Origin of the sequence: Streptomyces sp. NPDC047869 (assembly GCF_040704065.1) — a bacterium.
Lineage (GTDB): Bacteria > Actinomycetota > Actinomycetes > Streptomycetales > Streptomycetaceae > Streptomyces.
Genome location: NZ_JBEYRK010000034.1, coordinates 79120 through 97824, shown reverse-complemented (window position 1 = coordinate 97824; position 18705 = coordinate 79120). Strand labels below are relative to the sequence as shown.

The following is an 18705-nucleotide window of genomic DNA, read 5'->3' as shown; positions in this document are numbered from 1 at the left end:
GGGGCTGTTGAGCCGGCTTGTGTAGCGGTGGCCGAGGGCGGCGTAGGCCGTGGCGTGGGCGGTCTTGCACACCACCGTGCGGGGGAAGCGGGTGGTGGCACCGTGCGCGATGTCCTTGTTGAAGGCGAGGTAGCGGCCGCTGCTGAGGGTGCTGGCGGCGAGCAGGGTGAGCGTGCTGGTCATGAAATCGCCCGGTAAGTGAGACGTGATGTCGGTGATCCGTGGGCCTCGTGCGGTCAGCTTCATCTGCAGACGAAGCACCCCAGAGGTGACGCCCAGAGCAATGACTGCTCGATCGACCGTCCGCCGTAAGAGGTGGTTGTGCAGCAGGCTGTCGTGCGCGTACACGCTGTGGCGTACCGGCTGTCGCGCAGGAGGCGGTCCCAAGATGGTCCGCGTGATCGCCACGATCTGCACGTCACCCTTGTCCGAGATGACAACCTCGGCCGCGACCTGTGGACCGTCGTGAAGTTGCTCGAGCAGCACGCCATCCAATCGACCGTCATGGACCGACGCCGGCTCACCGTTCATACGGGCGTAGGCAGCGAGTACTTCAGCACGGCTCTCAGCCTGCATCGCGCAGATTTCCCTGGTCCTCGGTCTGATGACTACGGGATATCCAAGCAAGTCAGCCTGAGCTGCTGCCTCGTCAGGGCTGCGCGCTACCGCCCAGCGCGGGACAGGCACACCGTGCTGGGCCAGCGCCGTCCGGATCGCCACCCGGTCACAGCAGACGGCAAGGGACTCCGCAGCAGGCCCGCACAACTCTAGATGGTGGGCGACCTCGGCAGCGGTGGGGAGATGTTCTCCCGTGTAAGTGAGTACGCCTTTCAGCGCGTGTTTCGCCGCGTACGTTTCCACCACGTCGATAACTTTCACCCTGTCTGCAGGGTCAACTGCGAGGTGACTGACCAGATAGGGACGTGCCCAGGCAGGAAGGAAGGTGTCGGCCAGCACCACAGGATGAATAGCAGCGATCTGAGCCAGCGTGAACTCATGGACGGCAGAGTCACCGCTCCCTAGGAGGAGCAAAGGCTGGTGCATCGTCGTACCTCCGAGAAGAGGGCTTGGGTGATATGGCTCCTGGCCGGAAGGATTCACGGCCCCCCGGTACGACGTTGTACGCGAGGCGGCCGTGGCTAAGCGACGAGCTCAGCTCATGTGACTTGGCAGAAGGCCGCTCAGACTGACTCAGCCGTGAACGGGCCCGCAGGATTTCGGACAGAAGTGCGGCGAGCAACATCCAGTACCCTTTGACCTCCTGCGACTGCACTCGTCTCGCCGGCCGACATCAACTCGTTGTGTAGCCGATGGCTCCGTGTGCTTTGGGGATGTTGCTACGTGCGGGCACCGTGTGTCAACGATCGTTTTCAGCAAGTAAATGATCGTTGAATCGTGACCGGTCTGGAGTGCGATGCAATCCGAGTGCTCGCCGTAGATCGACTACCTCGTGAAGCAGAGCGCGCACCACGCTCCGAATCAACTGCCTCAGGTGCTCGCCAAGCTGACGATGCGGACGATCGACAGCGAGGCAAAGCGGCAGTCCCCAGGGCATAGCGGCCACCTTGGAACCCGCGCAACCTAGATGATTCAACGATCGCCTTTGGCTATAAACGATCGTTGAGAGCTGGTGAAAGGTGTGAGTAGGGTGTTGTGCGCACACCAACCATTGATCTGCCAGCCCTGGGGAGCGCTTCGGTGTCCTACGCTTCGCCTCTGCGCGCAACCCTTGAGCGTTTGGAAGAACTCATCGCGGAGCGCGGGCTGAGAAGCTCGGACCTGTTCACGGCGCCGTCCCTGGCCGACGCAACAGCGCTTCCCGAGAGTATCGTGCGCATGCTGCTGCAGGGTGGTGAACCGCCCGCCGACACTGTGAACGAGAGGGTCCGCACGCGTATCAAAGCCCTCGCAGATGCCCGCATGGCGCGAACGGGCGAGCGCATGTCAGAACTCGCCGGCAAAATCTCTCAGCAGTTGGGGGTATCCGCTTTCTGGGCGAGGCAGGTCTGCTCCGGAACCAAGGTGCCCAGCATCGAGCTGCTGCACGGCTTGGTAGAAGTCTTTGGCGTGCAGGCCGGGGAAACGTTCTTCACCGCCTCTCCCGCTGAGGCCCTCAACCGTGAACTGCTCCCCATTCTCGCAGCGTTGGACCCGGCGCAGGACGGACAGGAGTCCGATGCCAAGTGCGGGTCCGAGACGCGCGGGGAAATGGCCGAGGTACGTGGTATCGCCCTACGCCAGGCCATGGACCTGCCCAAGGAGCGATGGAACGTACTAGAAGCGACCTTGAAGGCGCTGCTCGAGGTCGATGACAGAGAAGAGCGTCAGTGAGGACCGGACCCAGGGCGATGCGGCGACTCAGCGCCCGACTCATCGAAAACTTACCCGCACCGGCCGATACTGAGGACATCATCCCCTTGATAGGCCATGCCCTCAGCCAAGTCCGCGGCAGGCAGGTCCGGGTACGCAGCGCCGCATTTCCACCCATGACGGCCAGTGGGCTCTGGGTGGACCGCACCCACCACGACCTGATCATCTTTGAAGCGAACACCGACCCAGAGCATCAGCTCGTGATCATCGGTCACGAGGCGTGGCACATGTTCAACGGCCACTGCGGCAGCGCCACCCACCACGGCCTCACAGCACACCGCACTGACACCGACGAGGCACAAGGCACTCACGAAAAAATCCTCGCCGTCATCGCACAGTGCGACAGCGGGACCGACACACCTCTCACAGAGCACATGGACGCCGACCTCCACTTCGCCACACGCGCACAGCCCCGTCAGGTTGACGAAGAACTCGAGGCAGAGCACTTCGGCGTCCGGTTCGCCACAGACCTTCAAGCCGTGCTGAACGAGGTCCGCTCCACCGCCGACCAACCGAACGTGGCCGGACGCATCCAGGCATCGATGGCACATCGCTTCCACCAGACATGAGCCCGCCCACAGCAGGCCGTCCACCCCCCCACAAGAAGAGAGAACGACGTGTCATCCGGTCCCAGCAGTATCGGCTTCTACATCAGCGGGACTCTGCTCCTGCTGGCGTGCGCCATGAAAATGCCCGCGCTGCTGCGAAGACGGCACGACACACTCTTACAGGCAGCATGCTTACTCCTCTTCTCCGCAGCGTGCCTCATACTCCTGGCGGCTCCAGAGTCCATCGTCGCCATCAACCGGCTCACACAGGTCCCCAACGCCGCTGCCCCGCTGGTCTACGCCATGACGATCGCCTTCTCCGGAGCGAGCCTCGTGCTGATCGTCAATTGGCGCTCCGCATCACCAGAGCAGACCCGGCGAGTAACGCGCCTGGTCGCCGGCACATACAGCCTGGCCATCGTCGCGATCATCGTCCTGTTTTGGGCCGGCGACGCATCGGTGGAGCAGATAACCCTGTTCGACGCCTACTACGCCAGCACGCCGTACATCAGAGAGATGATCGTCACCTACTTGCTCGCCCAAGCCGTGGCCATGATGGCCGCGGGCACACTGTGCTGGCGGTGGTCCGCGCACGTGCACGGGTCACTCCGGGCGGGCCTGCGCATCCTCGCGCCCGCGTACCTCTCCATCGTGGCCTACGACCTCATCCGATTGATCGCAGTCGCCGGCCGCTGGACAGGCAGGAACCTGGACTTCCTCGTCGACGAAGTATCCCCACAACTAGCCGTGCCCTCATGCGTCTTCGGAGTTCTTGGATTCGCGCTTCCTCTCACAGGCCCACGCCTTGCCACCACGGCACGTGCCCTGCGGCAGTTGCGCCAACTCACCCCCTTGTGGAAGGTCCTCGAGGATGTGCCCACACCCGGGGCGATTCGTGCGCCACTCCCGTGGTGGCGAACGCCCCCGGCCGTACTGCTCACGGGACGCAGAACCGCACTCCACGACGCCATCCTTGCTCTCGCCCCGTACTGCGACCCCACTGTCCGCCAGGCCGCCTATGACGCAGACCTGCGCCACGGCAGCCACGAGGCCCACGCCACAGCAACCGGGAACGCGGCCATGATCCTCGTCGCCCGGGAACGGCAGCGCACAGCACCCGAAGAAGCACACGACGCCCCGCACACCTCGACCTGGCGTCTGGACGATCTGGTGCACCTATCGCAGGCGATCACCTCGCCCATCGTCCGACACACATGTCAGCAGTACAGGCACTCACAGAAAGCAGCAGCCCACCATGACTGAGACGTTGGACAGCCCAATCAAGCGCGCGGTCGTCGTGGGAGGAAGCAGCGCGGGCATGCTCGCAGCAGCCGCCATCGCAGACCACGTCGACTCCATCGAGATCATCGAGGCACACGAACTACCCACGGGCCCCGAGCCGCGCACCGGCGTCCCACAAGCCGCCCACATCCACTTCCTCCAGGCCGGCGGCGCCGAGGCCATCGACTCCCTGCTGCCAGACACCATCAACCGGTTGCTGGCCGCAGGCGCCCACCGCGTCCCCATGACCACCAACATGATCGTCCACTCTCCCGAGGGCTGGTACCGCAGATGGCGGAACACAACCCACTACGTCATCACCGCGAGCCGAAACCTGACCGACTCCATCATCCGAAACCAAGTCCTCAAGAACCCCCGAGTCAGCGTCCGTACCCACACAAGGGTCACCGGGCTACTCGGAAGCAACCGCCACGCCACCGGTGTCAGGGTCCGCGAAGCTGACGGTGGTGAGACGACACTGAAGGCCGACCTGGTCATCGATGCAACCGGCCGGGCCTCCCGAACGCCGCAGTGGCTCGAGGAAATGGGGGTCACCGGCCTCGCCGAGGACCGTATCGATTCCGGCCTGGTGTACGCCAGCCGTATCTACCGGGCTCCCGTACCCGCCCGGAACTGGCCCGTGGTAGCGATTCAGGCCGATCCGCGTCTGCCCCAGCCCGGCACCGCAGGCGGCATACTGCCCATCGAAGGCGATCACTGGCACGTGAGCCTGATGGGCGCACCCGGCAGGCAGCCAACCAGCGACCCGAGCCAATTCGCAGCCTTTGCCCGCACACTGCGCCACCCCGTCATCGCTGACCTCATCGAGCATGCCGAACCGGTCACCGACGTCAGCGTCACCCACAGCACCGCGAACCGGCGCTACCACTACGAAAGGCTCAACCCGTGGCCGGCGGGACTGATCGTTCTGGGAGACGCTCTCGCCGCCTTCAACCCCCTCTACGGGCAGGGCATATCAGTGGCGGCACTGAGCGCCGTCGCACTGCGCGACGCCCTTGACCGCGGCCGCGCCCCCAACTTCGCCAGAAGGGCGCAGCGGGACATTGCCCGCTGCACCAACACGGCCTGGACCCTAGCCGTAGGGCAGGACATCCACTTCCCCACCACCACAGGCAAAAGCCCGAATTTGGCAGACCGGCTTCTGCGTCGCTACATCAGCCGCCTCTCCCGCACTGCGACTGGCTCATTCCACGCAGCGACGGCCCTCACCGACGTGGTGGCCCTGCAGGCACCGCCCACGTCTCTCGTGAAACCGAGCGTGCTCCTTGCGGCCCTCATTGGCCCGCAGCGTCCGCAACTGCACGGTCCGCAGTTCACCCCGGCAGAACAAATCCTGCTTAAGAATCTCGAAGCATCCAAGTAGCCGGAGAATGGACGCCAAGCGCTGTTCCGGCTGGCACGGCCTCGGCGACCATCGAGACCGGCTCAAAGTCGCCCAGCGCAGTCTGTGCAACTGGCACATCACCCGACTGGGCGACCGATGGCACTTCCAACAACATGCTGGCCGTCGCTCTGAAGCGGGTCTGTCGCAGAAAGTGCGGGCAGAAACGCTGGACCGGTTGGCCAAGGCAGTCCAGCCATGTGTGCAACGGGGAAAGGTACACGGTTTTGTCGGAAAGAGAGAATTCGCGCTCCTTAGATACGCTGCGAGATTCCGAATCGACTGGACAACCCACGGCGCCGGGGGATTCGGATGCCATCACCGATCTCACACCGCGGGAGCGTGAGGTACTTCTGCTACTGTCCAGGGCCGCGTCCAATCGCGATATAGGTCGTACCCTCGGCATCGCGGAACGCACAGTCAAGGCGCATCTGAGCAGTATCAAGATGAAGATCAGTGTCAGCTCCCGAACGGAGGCCGCTCTTTTTGCCTTCGCGTATCACTTATCCATTCAGTGCGGTGGGCCCTATCCCGCAGGCCGCGATCGTCCCCGCCTTGGCCCACAAATCCCTGTGTACCGACCCGATGCGCGCGCGACGCCTCGGCCAGGTACCGAACCAGTGGCGTGCGCATCTTGTCGCGTGAGGCGGTGAAATTTCCCAACGAGGCGTTCACCGCCTGTCCGCCCGAGGTGGCGTGGACGCGGGGCAAGGCGCGATCGCTGGAGCGTCTGCCGGCACTGGTGGTGCTGCTCAAGAACTGCCAGAAGATGGGCCACTTCCCGGACCAAGAATGCCCTTGGCGGTCCGGCCCGGGGCGCAGCCGAAAACACTTAGCTGAGATCATGAAAGTACCCAACAGGCCCAGCCAGCCAAGGATGTCTCATGCGTAAACGCTCCATTGCCACCCTTGCTGCTGCGGTCGTACTGGTCTACGCAGCCGTAGCCGCAATCAGCGCCATCAATGTCCCCGACACCCCGAGCGGCTACTACCACTCCGCCTCCGGCGCCCTGGTCATCGACCCTGATCATCGCCCACCAGCCCCCGCCCTGCACGGCGCCACCATCGACGGCAAACCCCTGGCCCTGGCCGACCTCAAAGGAAAGACGGTCATCCTCAACGCCTGGGCCTCATGGTGCGCACCCTGTCGCAAGGAAACCCCTCTGCTGTCCGACTACCACCGCCAGCACGCCACCGTGACAGTGCTCGGCATCGACCAGAACGACAGCACCGCCGACGGCCGTGCCTTCACCGACGCCTACAAAGTCCCCTACCCCTCCCTGCACGACCCAGGCGGCCGTGCACAACTCGACTTCCCCAAAGGCATTATTCGGTCCCGAGGGCTGCCCTTCACTGTGATCATCGACCCTCAGGGCCGCATCGCCGCCTCCTACTCCGGCGAACTCGACCGGCAGGTGCTGGACGCCATGGTGAAGTGGGCCACCCACCCCAACCCGACCCCACCGAGTACGAAGGCCTCCCGATGAACACCGCCACCGTCAGACTCCTTCTCGCCGCCGCGATCGCCCCATGGCTGACCTGCACCGCCATCTCCATGGCCGAGAGCGCCTTGCTGTTCGGGGACGCCGACGGCATCGCCTCCGTCTTGCTGGCCAGCCCTCTCCTGCTCACACCTGCGCTGGTCGCCGCGGTCGTTGTGGCCGTCGTGATCGTCTTCCGCCGCAAAGGCATCCTCACCCGCGATCAATGGCCACTCGGCGCCTTCCTGATCTGCCTAACCGCCTTACTCGCCAGCATCGCCGTCCCCGTCGTCTTCTCCACTGGCGGCGGGGGAGCAGGCATGGCCGTGTGGTCTGTCTACACCGGATACCCCCTCTTCGTGTTCGCCTTCACGGCCATCACCTGGCGCCGCAGCATTCAGTGACCAGTGCAAAAGAAGGGCGGCTGCCCGGCCTCCATGGACCAGACTGCCGCCCCGCAGCGCCAGCAGGCGACTACTTGTAGTGCCCGGAGTAGCCGGTCAGGTTGGCCAGCTGGCAGCCGAGTATCAAATCCCCCGACAGGCACCAGGGGCTGGCCGCCTTGCGCTTGTACACCGTCGTGACGTTGCCGCCGTTGTAGATGTAGATGAGGTGATCCGGCATCAGCCGGTGGTTACCCTGACGGATCTCCCAGTTCCCATTGCTGACGATCTTGAAGGTGAGCCCCCCGTCAATCGCGTTCGGTAACTTCTTGCTGCAAAACGGGTTTGTGGCGTGCGTGACCATCCGGATGTCCACGGTGGCCCAGGCACTGCCCAGCTTCTTGACCTGCATCTTGCTGCCCGAAGCCGTCCGCTTAGCGACGAACTTGTACTTCGCCCCCTGCTTCTTGTACACGTGCGTCGTACCGATCGCCGTGTACCCCTTGACCTTCTTGCCCTCCCACGTGATCACCGCGTTCGCGGCTGTCCGGTACCCCGAGGCCTTCCAGTCGAAGCCGTGGTTGTCGCCGCGGAAGTAGTAGCCCTTGCCGTACGTGCAGATGGCCTTGCCGAGCATGGTGGGCGCGGATAGGTACTTGTTGTGGATGAACGTTTCCCACGTCAGCGTCGTCTGCTTCGCCGCCTTCATGCTGATCGCACGCTCCGAGGCGGACTTGCGCAGCGCCGCCAGCGCCGAGCCGCCCTCAGTCTTCTCCGGCACCCGCACCTGAAGGCCGAAGGTGTGCGCCTTCGAGGTGTCCTTGCCGACCAGCTGAGGGATGATCCGGTACTGGTGATGCGAGCCCGCCGTCACGCTGGTGTCACGGAAGCTGGCCACACCCGCCGGCACCTCGGCCACCGTCGTCTCATCCCGCACGATGGTGTACCGAGCGTTGCTCGAATACGACTTCCACGCCAGGTCCACAAACGATGAGTTCGCCGCGCTCAGTGCCCCCTCCTCGGCAAGGGAGCGGTCCACCACGGCCGTTTCGCCCGACGGGGCCGTCTTCACGCTGAAGCTGGACCCTCGCAGATCCGATGCCAGCGCGCTGCGGGGGCCCGCACCAGCCGCATCCGGATACGAGACCGCATCCAGGCCGAACGCAGCCCTGGCCGGGTGTCCGGCCGAGGCGGTCGCCGACGCCGAGCCGGTCACGGCCCCCGCCAGGAGGACCAGAGGAAGCATCGATACTGCACCGATGCGGCCAAACGGCAATCGCGTACTCAAAGCGGTTCTCCAAATTCTGTGACACAGCGCGCCCGCCCGCCAGCACACGCCGAACCCGGGCACGCCGTCTTGATGGTTACGATCCCGCTCCAAGCGGGCACCCTCTAGTGACCGCGGATGTCGAACCGCTGCTGGTAGTCCTTGCTGTCACTCGCCTTGGTGAACGTCAGCTTCGTCCCCGAAGCATCCTTCGGGGCGGTGATGACCAGGTTGCTCGCCTTGTTGTAGAACTTCGAGTTGCCGATCGCCCACCGCTGCGCGGACGACCTCGAGTTGCAGGCGGTCTGCTTCACCGTCGTTCCCACCTTTTTGGACGACGCGTACAGGCACTTCCCCGACAGCTTGTTCTTGATCACGAACAGCCGCCGGCTGCTGTCCACCAGGTTCAGCGTGAACGTCTGCGTCTTCGCGGCCGACGACGACTTCTTCGCACAGCCTCGGATCTTCAGTACCGCACCGGATGACTTAGACCCGTCCAGCGACCAGCACATGCTGTGCGTACCGCTCCACACCTTCTGCAGCTGGACGTTCGAGTACGACAGCTTTGGAGCCGGCGCAGTACCGGCCGCAGCCGCAGAACCCGTGCTGCCGCCCACAAACGCGGCCGCAGCGCCCACCAGAATCAGACCTCTTGCACGAGCACCCATGTCATGCCCTCCCTCGAAGATCGCGATCGGGAGACCAGAACATAGATCCGAACTTGCCGGGTCCGCGACGTCTCAAGGGGCAATGCACCAACGGACATTGCCCACTTGGGCACCCATGCTGGCCCGTACGATCACCGGATGACCATCAACCGGCCGCTCGCACTCACCCTCACCGTGGGAACCCTCACCGCCGCCGTCCTCCTGGCCCTCCAGGCCGTACCCGCCGAGCAGCACCTCCCCAAGCCCCCCCACGCCGCATCGAGGCCCTGCACTCAGCTCGCTGCCCGCTACCCCGACCGCATCGGCAGCCTGCACCGCGACCCCGCCGCTACCCCCGGCACCGCCGCCTGGGGCGGCGGTGCCCTCACGGCACGCTGCGGCCTTGACGCACCCGAAAGGACGAGCGACCCGTGCGCCACCATCGAGAAAGTCGACTGGGTCTGGCAGGTCCACACAGGCGACGCCACCCACCAGACCCTCATCTCCTATGGCCGCGATCCCGCCTTGGAAGTCCGCATTGACAAGACCAAAGTCGCTCCCGACACCGCCCTCATGAGCCTGACTCCGCTCGCCGCACGCCTGCCCCCCGACGGACACGAATGCATCAGCCTCTCCGACGTGCCGTCGGCTTAACCGACTTGAGAAACCATGGCTAATCGGAACTCGGCCCGACCCAACGGGGCAGTGCCCCAAGAACCAAGAGTTCGACTCCGCTGAAACGCCTAAGGGTTGTCCCATGATCTTGCACGTGGTCAGGGTGCGGCTGACCGCCCTGGCGGCCTCTCGTCTATCCGGCGAGAGTGACGTTGTACAGACGGGCGATGCCGAGCATCGCGTGATGGACGCCGTCGCCCTTGAGCCGGCAATCCCGCAGGATTTTTCAGCACTTCATGCGGGCAAAGACGTGCTCGATGCGGGCGCGGACCTGTTTTGTGGGAGGTGTTGTGCGTCTTCTGCCAGTCGGCCAACTCTTCCCCTTTAAGGCGGCGGTGCGGCAGCATCACCATTCCGGTGCGCGGATAGCCGCCGTCCGCGATGGTCACCGTATTGCCGACTGCGTCCTTCTTCGGAAGCCCGACCCCGTCCTCGTACTCGCCACACCGAATGCTGTTGAGGCCGTAGACGCACTGGTAGGGCTCTCATCGGCTCCCGGCATGGAGAGCCGACCGTAGCGGCCTCCTCTCGCCCCGCATTTTCGGGACAGCCCTTAACGTGCCCGCTTCACGGGCGGCAGCCCCGTCGTGATTCCGTCACCAACGAGCGGACACATGTGCATGCGCATCAGTCCACCCAGCAAGGCCGTGATCAGTGCCGCCATCGGACATCTTCCTCCACTCCGCCACCGATCGTGGGAGTGGTTCGCCGGCCGCGGCTACGGCTGCCTCTAGGGACCTCTAGCACAATGAGCTGGATCGATCATGGCTGCCCTGTCCGGGGAGAGAGTTGAGCGTTCGGTCCGGTGTGGGGATGGTTACCCTCGGTGAGCGTGACGGCCAGCGAGGTGCCGTTCGCGCGGCGTTTTTCGAGCCCGGTATGCCCGGTCGTCCAAGCTCGGCCCTATGCAGGCGGCCCCATCGTGCCTGCAGCATGCGAGCCGCTGATCATCGCCCACGATAAGTCCAGTTTCCCTGCCCTGATGCGGCTCGGTCAGGAGTACCTGACACAGCCGGTCCCACTCACCGGCCTCATGCCACTCCTGAAGTCTTTCCGTTAGATCCTTTTCGACCTACCAGACTGCACCGGCAGTCAGGCGGCGCCTCACCCGAATGGGCATTGCCCCCTGGGGCAGTGCCCATTCGGGCCATGCCTGAAGTGACAATTTCCGTCAAGGAGCGCCGTTCGTAATGTCGTTGACGATCGCACAGAAGCCCACACCACGGGAGTCAGCATGCTCACGTCCTCGACCGTCCGTCTCGCTTCCGCCGCCATTGCCGCCGTTGCCGGGCTTTCCGTCCTCGCCCCGGCCGCCCACGCCGCCGATGCTGCCCCGGCGAAGCCAGCGGCCAAGCTGACGGTCCCGGCGTACGAGAGGTACCTCAAGCAGCAGAGTTCCCCGGCCGCGAAGACGAGCGCCGCCCGGTTCGCCAAGCTGAACAAGAACCAGAAGCAGATCTTCGTCAAGACCCTGCAAGACCAGAAGGTCTACAAGGCCCTCACCGGCAAGGCATGGGGTTTGATCCGCAACGTCACCACCGTCGACCCCTACAACAAGAACGTCACCTTCGTCACCAAGGCATCCTTCAAGACCGCCAAGGACAAGGCCCGCACCACCACCGCGACATTCTCCGTGACGGAGGAGATCTTCAATATCCCCGTCACCATCGAGGGCGCCACCCTCGTCTACCCGACCGTCGGTAAGCTCCCCGTCACCACCAAGGGCAGCACCGACGTCTTTAACATCAACGCCGCGATCCGCATCGACGTCACCAATAGCACCAAGGGCAACGACGCCAGCGGTCTGCTCACCGCCCTCCCGCAGGTCAAGTCCTTCGGGACGAAGGCCGTCAAGAGCGTCACCCTGCACGCCACCAAGGCAGCCTTCATCGGCCAGGTCGTCAACCGCAAGTAACCCCCTGTGGCAGGGTGCCGTACTCCCGACACCCCCGAAGAGAGCGGCGGCCCCCGTCCCAAAGTCCGGGCGGCGCACCACGGACGAATCCCATTCAGCCGTGTTCAGGCGATCGTCCGCCGCATGCACCCAAAGCGACGGCCGGGCGCCGCCCTCCCATCGGGCCCCAAAGGACGCGCTCTTTACGCCCCTGAAAAGAACCTCCTGCTCGGCGCGCGTCCGGCCTTCGCTGTCGATTCAACCGCAGAGTGTGCGGGGTATCGCGCGGGCGGCGGCGGCGAGGATGAACGCGTCCTTCGCGTCCGTCCTGGCCTAGCCCGGCTGGTGCGCCCCCCACCGTGATGTCGCCGCGCCGACGCCGGAAGTCGGCGAGGACGGCGGAACGGCTGACCAACCCGCGCGGATCACCTGCAAACCAGGTATGACGGGGACTTGGTGTGGCACCGTGGACGTAGGTAGGTCCGCCGCTTCCCCCGTGGCGGCGGGCCACGCCTTTCTGCATGACCGGCGCCGTGCCTGCCGCTCGATGACTAGCGGGCCGGGTTCGGACAGGGCACTCGGCTGGACATGTTGTCAGTGGCGGGGTCTACCGTCCCTCGCATGATCAGTTCGCCGAACTCCCTCGAGTGCATGGTTTTTGCAGGTCATCATCCGGGCAGCGCCGGCCGCCGATTCTCTATGACAGGAGCAACGTCGGCCGGTACCTAACGCTGGGTGATCGAGCGCAGCTTCGCCTGGCTCCACAGCCTCTGTGCCTCCGTGTCCGTTGGAACGCAGAGCTGACATCCATGAAGTTTTCCTGAACTCGCCTGCCGCCTGATCAGACACCGGCCGCTCACTTGCTGTGTCGGCCGGTGTCAGTCCCACCAGAAGGACCAGATGGGACCCGTGCCCACTCGACGGTAGGGATGCATGGACCGTCCTCGGGCCCCCAGATTGCGCACAGTTAGCCCTCCACTGCGTGACCGGCCTCTCCAGCACGGTTGCGACGGTCGGGGCGGCTAACGTGCCGGCCTCGGCGAAGCAGGTACGCGCTGACGACGGTTCTCGTCTCATGTAACAAGACTGCAGCGCGCCCCGCTTGTTGCTGGCCTCGCCAGGCGGACATCAGCTTATCCGTCGTCCCTGGGGTCGCGAAGACCCTGCGGAATGAGGCATGCGAAGCTTGCCCCATGACTCTCAGGTGCCTGCCTCGCCGCATGGCCATGCTGGCCCCGGCCATAGCCGCAAGTACAGTGCTGCTGCCGGCTTGCAGCGTCACCGGTGCTGGCGGCGAAGGGCGGCCGCGATTTGTTACCGACGCCAGCGGTATTGATACCGCGCCGAAAGATCAGAGGCAACCCGCAGGCCCCCTAAAAGGCAAAACTATCGAGGGTAAAGATTTCGATATTTCTAGCCTTAGAGGCAAAGTAGTCGTTGTAAACGTATGGGGATCCTGGTGTGCTCCTTGTCGCCAAGAAGCACCCATATTTTCGGCTGCGGCCAAGAGATTCAAGCAGGACGGTGTCACTTTCGTAGGGATCGACACGCGCGACCCTCAAAGGGAATCGAGTCGTAGCTTTGAACAGGATTTCAACATCACCTATCCGAGCCTTTATGATCCGTCGGGAAAGATTCTCGCCTACGGTTTTCCAAGAGGTACGATAAACTCACAAGCCATACCCAGCACCATTGTTCTCGATAGGCAAGGGAAAATCGCGGCACGCGCTTTGCAGCCACTCGACGAAAAAGGGCTACGCAAGATGATAAATCCACTGATTATGGAGAAGTGAGATCGTGATGAGTGTGGCCGTGTCGAGCGGTGTCAATGAGACCATTCTTAATGGTTCTCTAGCGGTTTCATTGCCGATCGCGGTAGCAGCAGGTGCCGTATCGTTCTTCTCGCCCTGCGTTCTTCCGCTCGTACCGGGCTACATGTCGTACGTTACGGGAGTCACCGGAGCCGATCTTGCCGAAGCTCGGCGAGGCCGCATGATAGCTGGGGCTTCGCTGTTTGTTCTGGGTTTCACTTGCGTTTTCGTGTCCACTGGGACCCTGTTCGGTTACTTCGGCTCGACTTTGCAGGAACATAAGCTGCTCCTTACGAAAGTACTTGGCGCACTGATGATCCTTCTCGGTGCATTTTTTATGGGCCTGATGCCGTGGCTAACGCAGCGCGAGTTCAGAATTCATAAGCGGCCTACGGCGGGCCTCGTGGGAGCCCCGCTGCTCGGTGCGCTTTTCGGGATTGGATGGACGCCGTGCCTCGGCCCGACTCTTTCGGCAGTCACGATTCTCGCCGCCAATGAGGGCAGCGCTGGCCGGGGGGCGCTCCTCACTGTTGCCTACTGCTGTGGGTTGGGTGTTCCGTTCGTCTTCGTCGCCGTTGCGTTCCGGAAGGCGCTTGGTGCATTCGCCTGGGTTAAGCAGCGGTATGCACTGGTTATGCGGATCGGTGGAGTCATGATGATTGCGACCGGTGCTCTCCTGCTGACGGGCGTCTGGGATCACTTGATTCAGCTAATGCAATCCTGGTCGGGAGACTTCAAAGTTGGCATTTAGGGTCTAACCTATTCATGTAACTGAGCGCTCCTTGCATCGTCGACAGTCCTGGTAGCGTCAGCGTCCTTTATGAGGGTCAAAAGGTCAGAGTAAACATTACATTCCGAGTCGCGTGCTTGTGGTGCCCACCTCTGATGAGGTTTTAGTGACGGCATTAACGACCTCGAAGCGCAACGAGCAGGTCGCCTCGCTACGGGCTTATCTCGTCATGAAACTCGACATGACACACAGAATGCGCGCCGGCTTCCCTTTTGTCCAATTCGAGCATCTGGCTTGATATCTTCCCCGCGCAAGCGAATGCCGTCGCACTGGTGTGCCAAACGCGCTATGGTCTTCGCCAGACCAGCACTTATGTGCCAGCATCTAGGGGGATGAGTATGCACATTACTCTGCGCAAGCGCGCCGCCTTTTCGTTCGCGGCTACCATAATGATGGCAGGCAGCGCTATGGCTATTGGTGCCGGAAGCGCCTTCGCGGCCACTCCTCAAAACGTCAAGTTCTACCCCTCGTCCATAACGGGTGATGGATCCCGTCATATCAGTGTGTACGTCGGCCAGAGGTACGCCGGCGAGGTGAGTTGGGTGGCTGACGGAGACACTCTGAAGGCAGAAGACCTTGATGCGGACGGATGGGGTATCGGCGCGTATCTGAGCACTGACCCTGTGCGCGAAGCGGGCACTTTCGGTCACAGCCGCGGCTACACGGCCACACAGGGAGGAAATCTTCCTGAAGGGAACCACTACAAGCTGTGGGCCTGCGTGGGCGGCAGCGGCGGACTCGTCTGCTCCGATCGATACGACGTCCACGCGTGAGAAAGCACCGCTGAGGACGAACGGCCTCGGTGATGCTCCGCCGAGGTGGCCCGTCCCCGCTGGATCAGATCTTGGTGGCGCTCCTTCACGGTTTTCGTGACAGAACGCCTGTCGACTGTGCAATGTGCCGCAGACCCTGGTCCGGTGAAGGGTCCCGACCCGAAGGCCGCCCAGAAAGCACAGGTCCGCTGCGCATCCCGTGGTAGTCCCTCAGCTGGCCCCGCTCATCCGCACTCTCTGTGGCGGATTGGCGGGGCCTTTTGCTTGCTGCCCCGGACTCGCGCGCCCCAGTCCGCAGCGATAGCGGCAGTTGGTGGACGTTATCGCTGGACGCCGCAGGTCGGGCGGACCTGGTGAAGGCCCGTGTCGTGTCGATCGCCGATCATACGTACTGGCGGGGCTGACGTCGGTCGTGGCGGCCAGGGGGAGGAGCATCTCCGGGCCCAGACGGTGATCCCGGAACCGGCCAGACCCGCAGATCCGCGCACTCGGCATCAGCAGGTCGCGACAGCACCTCTTCAGCACGCGGCAGCGGCATGACCACACCGCCCTCGGAGTACTCACTCCGCCAGCCGCTCGCACTGATCAGGTCGAGGACCGCCTGCCAATTCAACTTCTAGCTCAGAACCGGAGGACGGGCCCCTGCGTGGATTCATCCTGGCGTGGATGAGTACCTCGTATCCAGTGGCACGGGTTGGCGCCGGCGGCGACATCGGGTACGCCGTGCCAGCGGGCCTGGCCGGTGCCGTTGGGCACGTCGGCGTTCGCTTGCCAGCTGGGCACGCCGCCTCCGGACGCCTCTGGTGAGCAGCGTTCGCGTGTCATACTCACCGGCGCCAACCTGGCCAAGGCGAACCTCGCCGGCGCCTCCCGGCGCGGGGCGGACATCACACGCGCCGACCTGGGCGGGGCGAACCTCAGCGATGTTGCTGGGTTGCCCATGCGATGGCTGGCGGGGTGTAGCCGGCCATCGAGAAGGACAGTGCGGCACGCTGCTTGGCGATCGCCACACCGTGGAGCTGCTGGACGGTACGACGGGTGGTGGGGCTGCCTTCCTTCTTCACCTGGGCCACAGCGCGCTCGGCGCGCGTATAGCGTGTCCCGTTACGGCTGCGGTTGTCGTGTGCGCTTCTCCGGAGCAGTCCGTCGGGGTCAGCCCGGTTGGGAGATGTTGGTGTGTCGGGTGTGGGTGAGGGCTAGGAGAGCCATGTCGTCGGTGATCTGACCGCGGGTGTGCTGGTGAACGTCGGCGATGACGACAGCGAGGAGCTCGTCCGGGCCGCGGGGGCATTGGCCGATGAGTCGGTCGGCGGGATCGTAGAACGTGCCGTTCCTGTCGCGGGCTTCGTTGACCCCGTCCGTGTACAGCAGCAGGCTGGCTCCCTGGGGAAACGCCACGGTGTCGACGGGGCTGGTATCGGCGCCCAAAGGGGTCAGGCCCAGGGGCAAAGCGGGCCGGGAGGGTTCCAGCGGGCGCACAGCACCCTCCAGCAGGAGGAGCGGCGCCGGGTGGCCTCGATTGACCAGCCGTATCCGATCGCCCGGCGGGGGGATCTCGGTCAGCAAGGCGGTGGTGAAGTCCTCAATCTCGTCCCAGCCTTCGCGCTGCGCAGCTTCCCGGAGCAGGGTCTGCTCGATCCACTCTGCGAGCCCCGTCAGTGTGGGCTCCCGCTGGGCCTCTTCGCGGAACGAGCCCAGCACGACTGAAAGTCTGCGGGGAAGTGTCAGCTGGGCATCGTCATGTAAATGTCAGTGGTGCAGCCTCGGTGACCTGGTAGTTGGCACTGATGGATGGTGCTCACCTGTTGCTGACATGGGTGACGAAAGGCCAGGTCATTCTCACGCCGACTGCTATAGCAGGTGCGGGGTTTGTGCTGGTCGGAGGTGGTGGGCCGTAAGGGAGCGTAGCGAGTTTGCTGGCCATGGCGGTCCTGGTCGTGCACGCTGCCAGGGTTACGGTGCCCGCCTTGGCCGGTCCGGTCGCCTGGCTGTCAGCCCGGCATGATGAAGGAGATCTTGGGGGCCTTCCCGTGCGTTTCGCCGTCCAGGCCGGTTCAGCAGCCGTAGGACCGCGGCCGGCAAGCCCCTGCCGTCTCGGTGTCGCATGAAGGAGAACCGCATGAACCATGCCCAGTTCATCGCCCTGGGACGGTCCCTTCGCGTCGCCGGAGAGCACGGGCAGCGACTCGAAGACCACGACGCCGACACCAACACTCAGGAGATCCGCCAGGACCTCGAGCGGGCCCTGGCCCTGCTGGACGACGCGGTCAGCACCTCCAAGCCGACCACCCGCTGTCCCGAGCACCCGGGCGGCCTCGTCGACCCGGACGCCGCGGACCTGTGTCTGCTGTGCGAGACCCGCCGGCGATCGGGGACGCGCGTACCGAATCCGCGCTCCGCCGGCGGGGAGGACGATGAGGCGTCGGCACGCGTGCCCTCGAGCCACAGGATCCGTGAGGACCAGCCGCAGCCGAGGAAGCGCTGGGTCCCCGAGATGTGGAACGGGCTGGCCTGGCAGATGTGCGGCACTCCCCGCCACAGCGAGCCCGAAGCCGAGCAGTACCTGAGCCGGCTGTACCAGGGTCCGCAGGCAGCGCCGGCCTATCGGCTGGTGTACGCCTTCACCGACCACAGCGTCGTCCAGGTCTGGGGTACCCCGGCGCTCCGCCAGGTCGAACTTTGAACGACCAGCACCCGGGCAGCGAGGCACGCGTCGATCTGGCGGCACTGGCCCTGCGCCGGGCTCGCGAGGACGCCCGACGGGGCCGCTTCACCGAGCGCGCCCCCGCCGTCCGCCGGCAACGCGTGCGGGGACGGACCCCGCCGGTCCTTCTCGCGCGAGTCCTGCTTGACCTGTTCGCCGTGTCCGAGGCCTCGCCGCTGCCAGCCTGGCATTCGGTGGCCGGCCCCCTGGCCCAGCACGTGGTCCCCACCGACTTCGACTCCGAGACCGGGACGCTCACCCTGGCCGGCCCCTCGGCTGCCTGGCTGACCAACACACGGCTCGTGGCGGACCGGCTGGTGCAAGGGCTCAATGACGTGCTCGGTGCGGGCACGGTGCGCCATATCCGTCTGGTGAAGGAAAACCCCTCCCAGGTTCCTTTGCTGCCCCCGATGCCGGACAGCTTACGTACACCACGACCGGAGCCGACAACTGCGCCGCCCGACCCCGCCATCGAGGCGGCTCTGAACCGACAGGCCCGTCAACTCCCGTGCGAAGCAGACCAACCCCTCCTCCGGTAGGCAGGCCGAAACGGTGATCATGCAGACCCGAGCGTGGCTACTCTGACCTGATGCCGCGTGCTGCGGCCAGCGGGACCTGGGAAACGGACATGGGGGAGAGGGAACCGGGGTGACCATCGACGACAACGACGCCGCACTGC

Annotated in this window: 20 protein-coding genes and 2 pseudogenes; 16 read left to right on the top strand and 6 right to left on the bottom strand. The window is 64.4% G+C overall.

What is annotated here, in order from left to right; all coding sequences use genetic code 11:
• Positions 1–1044 (bottom strand): acetate--CoA ligase family protein (locus AB0924_RS32170; RefSeq protein WP_366913316.1); only part of this gene is annotated, 1044 nt, incomplete at its 3' end.
• 654 nt (positions 1045–1698) lie between these two features.
• On the opposite strand from AB0924_RS32170, the gene AB0924_RS32165 reads away from it, so the two are divergent.
• The 7 genes from AB0924_RS32165 to AB0924_RS32135 all read left to right on the top strand — a co-directional run bounded on the left by AB0924_RS32165 (position 1699) and on the right by AB0924_RS32135 (position 7486).
• On the top strand, positions 1699–2331 hold the full coding sequence (locus AB0924_RS32165) for a hypothetical protein (RefSeq protein WP_366913315.1): 633 nt from the start codon (positions 1699–1701) through the stop codon (positions 2329–2331).
• A 17-nt stretch (positions 2332–2348) separates the two neighbouring features.
• Positions 2349–2939, top strand: a complete 591-nt coding sequence (locus AB0924_RS32160; protein WP_366913314.1) for a hypothetical protein — start codon at positions 2349–2351, stop codon at positions 2937–2939.
• Between the two features lie 48 nt (positions 2940–2987).
• The gene (locus tag AB0924_RS32155; protein WP_366913313.1) at positions 2988–4181 is read left to right on the top strand and encodes an MAB_1171c family putative transporter; all 1194 of its coding nucleotides are present in this window, start codon (positions 2988–2990) and stop codon (positions 4179–4181) included.
• Positions 4174–5583 (top strand): FAD-dependent monooxygenase, encoded by a 1410-nt coding sequence (locus AB0924_RS32150; RefSeq protein WP_366913312.1) that lies wholly within the window; start codon positions 4174–4176, stop codon positions 5581–5583. The genes AB0924_RS32155 and AB0924_RS32150 overlap by 8 nt, the downstream gene beginning before the upstream one ends.
• A 134-nt stretch (positions 5584–5717) precedes the next feature.
• Positions 5718–6254 carry a response regulator transcription factor gene (locus AB0924_RS32145; RefSeq protein ID WP_366913311.1) on the top strand — a complete coding sequence of 179 codons (537 nt, stop codon included), beginning with the start codon at positions 5718–5720 and terminating at the stop codon, positions 6252–6254.
• Positions 6255–6485: 231 nt separating this feature from the next.
• Positions 6486–7088: a TlpA disulfide reductase family protein gene (locus AB0924_RS32140; protein WP_366913310.1), complete on the top strand. Its 603-nt coding sequence runs from the start codon at positions 6486–6488 to the stop codon at positions 7086–7088.
• Complete coding sequence (locus AB0924_RS32135; protein WP_366913309.1) at positions 7085–7486, top strand: hypothetical protein; 402 nt, start codon at positions 7085–7087, stop codon at positions 7484–7486. Before AB0924_RS32140 ends, AB0924_RS32135 begins: the two co-directional genes overlap by 4 nt.
• Positions 7487–7556: 70 nt before the next feature.
• Here AB0924_RS32135 and AB0924_RS32130 read toward each other — a convergent pair whose 3' ends face one another.
• Positions 7557–8711, bottom strand: a complete 1155-nt coding sequence (locus AB0924_RS32130) for a hypothetical protein (protein WP_366913308.1) — start codon at positions 8709–8711, stop codon at positions 7557–7559.
• Between the two features lie 146 nt (positions 8712–8857).
• On the bottom strand, positions 8858–9400 hold the full coding sequence (locus AB0924_RS32125; protein ID WP_366913307.1) for an RICIN domain-containing protein: 543 nt from the start codon (positions 9398–9400) through the stop codon (positions 8858–8860).
• A 138-nt stretch (positions 9401–9538) separates the two neighbouring features.
• Here AB0924_RS32125 and AB0924_RS32120 point away from each other — a divergent pair, with 138 nt between their 5' ends.
• Complete coding sequence (locus AB0924_RS32120) at positions 9539–10033, top strand: DUF3515 family protein (protein ID WP_366913306.1); 495 nt, start codon at positions 9539–9541, stop codon at positions 10031–10033.
• A 154-nt stretch (positions 10034–10187) separates the two neighbouring features.
• Here AB0924_RS32120 and AB0924_RS32115 read toward each other — a convergent pair.
• Positions 10188–10464 (bottom strand): annotated as a pseudogene (locus AB0924_RS32115) (transposase family protein); the annotation flags it as partial.
• Between the two features lie 824 nt (positions 10465–11288).
• Here AB0924_RS32115 and AB0924_RS32110 point away from each other — a divergent pair.
• The 6 genes and pseudogenes from AB0924_RS32110 to AB0924_RS32085 all read left to right on the top strand — a co-directional run.
• Positions 11289–11969, top strand: coding sequence for a hypothetical protein (locus tag AB0924_RS32110; protein WP_366913305.1), 681 nt, complete (start codon positions 11289–11291; stop codon positions 11967–11969).
• Positions 11970–13168: 1199 nt separating this feature from the next.
• Positions 13169–13741, top strand: coding sequence for a TlpA disulfide reductase family protein (locus tag AB0924_RS32105; RefSeq protein ID WP_366913304.1), 573 nt, complete (start codon positions 13169–13171; stop codon positions 13739–13741).
• Between the two features lie 7 nt (positions 13742–13748).
• Positions 13749–14510 (top strand): cytochrome c biogenesis CcdA family protein, encoded by a 762-nt coding sequence (locus AB0924_RS32100; protein ID WP_366913303.1) that lies wholly within the window; start codon positions 13749–13751, stop codon positions 14508–14510.
• 112 nt (positions 14511–14622) lie between these two features.
• Positions 14623–14787 (top strand): hypothetical protein, encoded by a 165-nt coding sequence (locus AB0924_RS32095; RefSeq protein ID WP_366913302.1) that lies wholly within the window; start codon positions 14623–14625, stop codon positions 14785–14787.
• Positions 14788–14881: 94 nt separating this feature from the next.
• On the top strand, positions 14882–15322 hold the full coding sequence (locus AB0924_RS32090) for a hypothetical protein (RefSeq protein ID WP_366913301.1): 441 nt from the start codon (positions 14882–14884) through the stop codon (positions 15320–15322).
• A 742-nt stretch (positions 15323–16064) separates the two neighbouring features.
• Positions 16065–16202, top strand: a pseudogene (locus tag AB0924_RS32085) (hypothetical protein); the annotation flags it as partial.
• Positions 16203–16239: 37 nt separating this feature from the next.
• Here AB0924_RS32085 and AB0924_RS32080 read toward each other — a convergent pair.
• Both AB0924_RS32080 and AB0924_RS32075 read right to left on the bottom strand, forming a co-directional pair.
• Complete coding sequence (locus tag AB0924_RS32080) at positions 16240–16395, bottom strand: hypothetical protein (protein WP_366913320.1); 156 nt, start codon at positions 16393–16395, stop codon at positions 16240–16242.
• Between the two features lie 79 nt (positions 16396–16474).
• Positions 16475–17023, bottom strand: coding sequence for a PP2C family protein-serine/threonine phosphatase (locus AB0924_RS32075; protein WP_366913300.1), 549 nt, complete (start codon positions 17021–17023; stop codon positions 16475–16477).
• 418 nt (positions 17024–17441) lie between these two features.
• Between AB0924_RS32075 and AB0924_RS32070 the strand changes: the two genes are divergently transcribed.
• Positions 17442–18005 carry a hypothetical protein gene (locus AB0924_RS32070; protein WP_366913299.1) on the top strand — a complete coding sequence of 188 codons (564 nt, stop codon included), beginning with the start codon at positions 17442–17444 and terminating at the stop codon, positions 18003–18005.
• On the top strand, positions 18002–18565 hold the full coding sequence (locus tag AB0924_RS32065; RefSeq protein ID WP_366913298.1) for a DciA family protein: 564 nt from the start codon (positions 18002–18004) through the stop codon (positions 18563–18565). Before AB0924_RS32070 ends, AB0924_RS32065 begins: the two co-directional genes overlap by 4 nt.
• Positions 18566–18705: the final 140 nt, after the last annotated feature.